The sequence below is a fragment of the Cellvibrio sp. ARAG 10.3 genome (genome assembly GCF_051846955.1).
GTDB lineage: Bacteria > Pseudomonadota > Gammaproteobacteria > Pseudomonadales > Cellvibrionaceae > Cellvibrio.
In genome coordinates this window covers 459943-466273 of the sequence record NZ_JBPYCU010000002.1, presented here as the reverse complement: position 1 = coordinate 466273, position 6331 = coordinate 459943, and the positions used below count along the sequence as shown (strand labels likewise).

The 6331-nt window shown below is 54.8% G+C and carries 5 protein-coding genes; 4 read left to right on the top strand and 1 reads right to left on the bottom strand.

Annotation, left to right across the window (positions count from 1 at the left end; genetic code table 11):
• Positions 1 to 684: 684 nt before the first annotated feature.
• From ACSV5M_RS04730 to ACSV5M_RS04720, 3 genes are all read left to right on the top strand, one after another.
• Positions 685 to 2055, top strand: a complete 1371-nt coding sequence (locus ACSV5M_RS04730; protein ID WP_439174436.1) for a hypothetical protein — start codon at positions 685 to 687, stop codon at positions 2053 to 2055.
• Positions 2056 to 2076: 21 nt separating this feature from the next.
• Complete coding sequence (locus ACSV5M_RS04725) at positions 2077 to 3060, top strand: 1-aminocyclopropane-1-carboxylate deaminase/D-cysteine desulfhydrase (RefSeq protein ID WP_439174444.1); 984 nt, start codon at positions 2077 to 2079, stop codon at positions 3058 to 3060.
• 144 nt (positions 3061 to 3204) lie between these two features.
• Complete coding sequence (locus ACSV5M_RS04720; protein ID WP_439174435.1) at positions 3205 to 4338, top strand: cyclic nucleotide-binding domain-containing protein; 1134 nt, start codon at positions 3205 to 3207, stop codon at positions 4336 to 4338.
• On the opposite strand, the gene ACSV5M_RS04715 is transcribed toward ACSV5M_RS04720, so the two are convergent.
• On the bottom strand, positions 4299 to 5228 hold the full coding sequence (locus ACSV5M_RS04715; RefSeq protein ID WP_439174434.1) for a DUF1853 family protein: 930 nt from the start codon (positions 5226 to 5228) through the stop codon (positions 4299 to 4301). The genes ACSV5M_RS04720 and ACSV5M_RS04715 overlap by 40 nt on opposite strands.
• A gap of 201 nt (positions 5229 to 5429) precedes the next feature.
• Between ACSV5M_RS04715 and ACSV5M_RS04710 the strand changes: the two genes are divergently transcribed.
• The gene (locus tag ACSV5M_RS04710) at positions 5430 to 6329 is read left to right on the top strand and encodes an NAD(+) kinase (protein ID WP_439174433.1); all 900 of its coding nucleotides are present in this window, start codon (positions 5430 to 5432) and stop codon (positions 6327 to 6329) included.
• Positions 6330 to 6331: the final 2 nt, after the last annotated feature.

Below are 6331 nucleotides of genomic sequence, written 5' to 3'. Positions count from 1 at the left end.
GACCGGTAGTTCAGTCGGTTAGAATGCCGGCCTGTCACGCCGGAGGTCGCGGGTTCGAGTCCCGTCCGGTCCGCCACGAATTTTTATAAAAAGCCTCGCCTTCGCGGGGCTTTTTGCTTTATCCCGCCGGTTTTCCTTCATTGCTTCCCGTTTTGGCCATTTTGGCGGCCAAATAATCCATACATACATGGAATTGTCATGATCGGCCATTAATCTGGGATCACTGGAGTAGATTTTTGGAAAGGAATCCTTTAGCTTCTGAATTGTCACATGACCACCGGCTGCAAGAAGTGCAACCCGTGAACGTTAACCAAGGAGTATTACCATGCAAGACTATATCGAAGATCTGCTGGATGTCATTTATGACGAAAGCGACGATGAGATAACAGAGGACTACTCTGATATCTGATGCGAGTGAAGCAGCTTGGTGCTGCGCGCTCGCCCGTTTCCCCCGCTGTTCTCCCTCCCTGATCCTATTCCGTTAAACCTTCATCTACAAGCGAAGCTGATAAACTGCTGAGCGGTTCACAGCAAAAACCCGACCTGCACACCATAATTTCGTTGGTCAAGTCGCAAATCCTGCGGATTATGGCTCCGTTAGAGTCATCCAACCGCGCGGGTTTAATATCTGACTTATACTGATAAGCATCCAAAGCTCCCCCACAGCGCAGGCTGGATCGATTTATGCAAACCCAATCCTCGGAACAGTTGGAAGCAGTATTCCTGTTCGACGGCGATCAGATATCTCGTGAAATGCTTTACTCGGAATTTGAAGCGATTCTCGATGGTTTCATTCCTGTGCCCGACTACGCAGGCCGGCTGGCCAAGGCTGTTTACGTACGGATTAATTCCCGGTTGTGCATTACTGCTGCGGTATTCTTCGTACTCGAATTTGATGCCAGGGGGATGATCGACCGCCGCTGGAATGTGCCCCTGCAACAATTGGCCGAGGCCGCCGCACGCGGCCCCGATTTGGGTGCCGGAACCATTCGTCTGGCCTGCTTCAGCCAGTGTCCTATCGAGTGGCAACGCAAGAATCTGTGGGACCCGCAAATGCAGCCGGGCTGCAACAGCTTTGTGCTGATGCGCAAAGCCGTTAAAAGTAATCGCCTTGGCTTAATCTTTAAGACTGCTGCCGCTGACAAGGCCGCCGCCCTTGAAGCAGAGCAGCGCGCGCAAGAACAGCGGCGCGAGCAGAAAATCCAGGAAAAAATCCAGCAGAAACTGCATCAGCATTATTCCCAGGAATTGCGCGACCGGCTTGCCCATGTGATCAAAGAGCAACGCTTACGTATTGCCACCCTTGAGAACCAGCAGAAACTCAGAATCCAGGGCATCCAGCAAGAACACCAAAAGCGTTTGCAGTCCTATCAGCAAGAATTACTGGAATTACAAAAAACCCGGCAGGAGCTGGATGAGCGCAATCGCACGCTTAAGGAAGACCTGGATGTGCAATTGCAAAAACTGGAAGGAGTACGCGAGTATTTCAGCCATAAACTGAAAGCGGCGCAGATGGATGAAAACAGCCAGATCCAGGCCATGCAGGACCATTTTGCGCTGGAGATGGAAACCCGACTTAAAACCGTAACCGCAGAGCTGCAGGAAAAACTCGATATGCGCGAGGTAGAACTCTTCTACCGCCACGAGCAAGAGAAGAACCTGCGTGACGAGATTACCCACCTGCGGCGCGAAAACCAGGCGCTGCTTAATAATGGCAGCGATCAACTGCTCGCCCGGCTGGCCCGTGCGGGTATCAATTTTGTGGCCTTTCATCCGGGCGCTGGCAATATCGCGATCCCCCTGGATGACATGAGCCGTTACCTCGACAATCCCCAGGCTTACGTTGCTGCCAAGTGTGGTGTGACGGAAACGCTCTACGCCGCCTGGCTCGCCCATTACCAGACGCCCCGCTGCAACGGCACTGACCATCGCGGACAGATATGCAACAAGCCCCTTGCTCGCGTCGCTACGCCCTCGGAATTTCACGAAGGCGAAAGTGATCGTTGCGATCAGCACCAGGCCTTGCCCCATCAATTGGTTGCCGAACGACGCTGAGCGAGCCGGACGTAACGATTGATGATTGAAGCGGGCATGGCAAGTGTTGAACGTGATGTATTGCATCAGCGCGCGCTGGAGGTGCCCCTGCAAGCGGTGCCCTGGTCGGCCGTCAATAACCGGGGTATCGAATTGATTGTGCGTCGCGATGACCTGATTGATCCGTACCAGAGCGGTAACAAGTTTTACAAACTGTTCTATAACCTGCAGGCGGCCAGGGAGCAGGGATTTAATCAGCTCTTGAGTTTCGGTGGAGCTTATTCCAATCACCTTTACGCGCTGGCCGCTGCAGGTCATTCAAGCGGGATAGCGACGATCGGTGTCGTGCGCGGGGAGCGTCCGGCGCAGCTCAGTCCAACCTTGCAGGACGCCGAAGCCTGGGGGATGCAATTATATTTTGTCCCCCGCGCCGCCTACCGGGCCGACAACGACGTACTATTGCATCAGTTGCGCGCGAGCTACGGCAACTTCTTGCTGGTGCCGGAGGGCGGTAGCAATCTCCTCGGTGCGCGCGGCGCCACCGCCATGGGCTGGGCGATAACCCGGCAACTGGGTGATACCTTTGATGCCGTGTGCGTACCCTGTGGTACCGGCAGTACTCTAGCCGGCCTGGCCTGCGGTTTGCCGAGGGACAAAACCGCTCTGGGTTTCTCGGTGCTAAAAGGGCAGGGCAACCTGGGGTGTGAGATCAATCGCCTGTCCCAGGAATGCCTGGCGCTGAACGCTGACACAGATCCTTGCCGCGTAGCAGGTGCGCAGTGGCGACTTATCAGCGGTTATCACGGTGGTGGTTACGCCAAAAAATTACCGCCGGTGTTGCGCGATTTCTGGCGCGACTTTGAAGCCGAAACCGGCATACTCCTGGAACCGGTCTATAGTTTGAAGATGTTTTGGGGTATCGCCTGTCTGGCGGCTCAGGGTTATTGGTCACCCGGTACCCGCCTCGTTGCGGTGCACACCGGTGGCTTGCAAGGGCGCCGGGGTTTCTTACCGTCACCCGTGTAATGTGGTGTTTTTTACAACAGATTGGGTTTCAGGTAACAATCGCTCCAGCGGTCTCTCCAGTGGCCGCGCTGCCCGGAGATTGCGATTATCCGATGGTAACAATACCGGTGCATAAAAACCGGACGTGAGAGGCAAGGTCGTATCATGCACGCACATAAAAACACAGCACCCACCCGTATCGAATTCGATCTGAATTTGACGCGCACCCTGGTGCCGCTTAAAGACATGAGCGAAAGCCATTTGCTCGCGTTGCTTGATGACGCCGCGGTAGACGTCGCCTTTGCCGGCCAGACGTTATTTTCCAGCGGGCAATACGACGGCCAGCACATTTACCTGCTTCACGGCGATGTGGCGCTGGTTGCGGAAGACGGCAGCAAGACGCTCATCAAAGGGCGTTCATCATTGATGCCCATCGCGCACCACCAACCTCGTTTATGTACCGCAGTAGCAGAAACCGACTGCAACCTATTGCGCATCGACAGCGAGCGCCTGGACAAACTTCTCACCTGGAGTGAGGTCGCCGATTACCTGCAATTAATTATCTCCCGCCAGCGCGACCTGGACGAAGACGTGGATTGGATGATGACGGTGTTGAAATCCAATTTGTTCTTCAAGGTTCCACCCCATAATGTCGAACATATTTTTGCACGACTCACCCCCCAGGTGGTGTACTCCGGGGATGTGATTCTGCGTCAGGGCGAAGTAGGCGATCAGTGCTACTTCATCAAGGAAGGCGACGCCGAAGTGACGCGCAACATTGATGGCAAATGGCAGCATATTGCTGATATCAGTGTGGGGCGCTGTTTTGGAGAGGATGCCCTGGTGAACGAGACCGTGCGCAACGCATCGATCACCATGCGCAGCGATGGCGTGTTGATGCGGCTGGATAAACAGGATTTTTATCGGCTCCTGAAAGAACCGGTGGTGGCGACACTGGATCTCAACCAATTTGACGCAGCGATCGCTGAGGGCGCAGTGGCCGTGGATGTGCGTAGCGAGGAAGAATACAGCGAGCGTCATCTTGTTCGCGCTGTGAATATTCCCTTGCGGGTATTAAGCATTAAATCGCGGTTGTTAGCCCAGGATAAACTGTATATTTTTTATTGTGACACCGGCCGGCGCAGCCGCGCGGCAGCGCATTTGTTGGCTCAGCAGGGCTACAAGGCATTGGCGCTGGTGGATTGTGCGCAATTGTTCAGCCAGTCCCGCTGGGAATCGTTATTGGACGATCATCACAATTATGTATTGCGCGATGGTGTGTCGGTCCAGGGCCAGTGATCGGGCACCACAAAACCGCGCAAGGTTTCTTTCCAAATCCCGTTGTCTTTTGTCATGGCCGCGATTAATTGCGGCCGATGCTTATCCCCCACCCAGTGACGCAGATACGCCCGCAGACTATCCCGCGCAACCAGTGCATGGATATCATCGGTTTGCGCCGCAGATAACCACAGGTGGCGCGGCAGGATCATCCAATAATGGGTTGCTTCCTCGCGTAGAAAATCTTTCAGGTACCACCACTGACCTCGCTGATGGTGTGGATGTGCATGGTGCGGCGCAGATAGGGTGTGATGAGCAGGATAAAAAAAATAGCCTTGCAGACACAATGCGCTGCGCCAGTGCGGATCGTGTGGCGTCAGCGCGCGCAATACTGCCTGGCTGGCATTGCTAAACCGCAAGGGTAATTGGTGATCCAGCAAGCGCGCCATTTTAATGTCCAGGCGATCATTGCAGTTGGGACCGATCCAGTGCACCCATTCCCCGGCGGGATGCGCGGGTACACCCAGATAAAACTTCACCGCCGTTTCGATATGCCACAGGGTGTCATCTTCCTGCACGATAAAATCGAACGCGCCCAAAGTTTGGCCCTGTTCGGTAACTTGTAGATTGTGAGCCAGCAACCGGTAACGTGGATGATGTTCCCAATAGAAGCGCCAGAGTGCTTCGTAATAGATGCCGAGGCGCGTACTTTTCAGTTGCGCGAGTTCGGTGAGCAGGGCGTCGGGGTTACGATCGAGTTCAGCGAGCCAGCGCGTGTCGAGCATGGCTTCCGTGGGCCAGACGGTGATCTGCGGGTCGGGTGTGTTAACCAATGATGGCAAGTCAGCCAGTAGCGGTGCGCTGGAACAACACCAGGCAAGGTCCCGCACAACCTGATGTTGAAACAGCATCCTGGATATTCTTTGGCGGTTTTTGAGTGAAAGTGTATGCATACACGGCGATTATGTAAGTAACATGCGCGCCAGACAACGATAATCTGGTTATTACTGCTCCCATCGATAGGCGGCGGGGAACCCGCGCTTTTTTCAATCGTCACAATCGGCGAAGCCGTTATAATGGCCGCCTTGTCATCCCCCTGAAATGGATACCCCATGACACACTTTTCGACTGTCGGACTTATCGGTCACCTCAATAGCGAGCGCGCGATCTACTCCATCAAACGGTTGATCCGATTTTTGCAGCAACGCGGCAAGCACTTTGTCTTGGAGTCCGAGACGGCGGCCTTGATTACCGACGTGCACCTGGTGGAAGGTGCGCAACAAATTGTCGGTATCGATGAACTGGGACAAACCTGCGACCTGGTCATCGTGGTCGGTGGCGATGGCAGCCTGCTGCGCAGTGGACGGGCACTGGCGAAATACAATGTGCCGTTATTAGGGGTGAATCGCGGTCGGCTGGGGTTTCTTACCGACATCACGCCGGAGGATATTGAAACCCGCGTGGAAGAGGTCATGAACGGCAAGTACGTGGTGGATAACCGCTTCCTGCTGGATATGACGGTGATGCGGCAAGGGGCCGCCGTCGGCAGCGGCGATGCGCTGAATGATGTGGTGCTGCACCCCGGCCAGTTTATTCATATGCTGGAATTCGAGCTGTATATCGATGGCCATTTTGTTACCAGCCAGCGCTCCGATGGGATGATCGTCTCAACGCCCACCGGGTCGACGGCCTATGCGCTCAGCGGCGGTGGGCCGATCATGCACCCCAAGCTGGATGCCATCGTCCTGGTGCCGATGAATCCTCACACCCTGAGCAGTCGCCCGATGGTGGTGGCGGGGGATAGCGAGATCAAGATTATCGTGGGTGAACACAATACAGCTGTGCCGATGGTTACGTGTGATGGTCAGACCCACGTCGATATCAGTGCAGCTGATGAAATTCACATTCGCAAGAAACCCCACACCCTGAAGCTGATCCACCCGCTGAACCACAATTTCTATGAACGCTGTCGCTCCAAGTTAGGCTGGGGTGGCCATTTGCTGAACCATTGATC

What these genes read in the sequence shown, in the direction of transcription:
- ACSV5M_RS04715 (WP_439174434.1), bottom strand. Translation starts at nt 5,228, where the DNA reads ATGCTGTTTCAACATCAGGTTGTGCGGGACCTTGCCTGGTGTTGTTCC.
- ACSV5M_RS04710 (WP_439174433.1), top strand. Translation starts at nt 5,430, where the DNA reads ATGACACACTTTTCGACTGTCGGACTTATCGGTCACCTCAATAGCGAG.
- ACSV5M_RS04730 (WP_439174436.1), top strand. Translation starts at nt 685, where the DNA reads ATGCAAACCCAATCCTCGGAACAGTTGGAAGCAGTATTCCTGTTCGAC.
- ACSV5M_RS04725 (WP_439174444.1), top strand. Translation starts at nt 2,077, where the DNA reads ATGATTGAAGCGGGCATGGCAAGTGTTGAACGTGATGTATTGCATCAG.
- ACSV5M_RS04720 (WP_439174435.1), top strand. Translation starts at nt 3,205, where the DNA reads ATGCACGCACATAAAAACACAGCACCCACCCGTATCGAATTCGATCTG.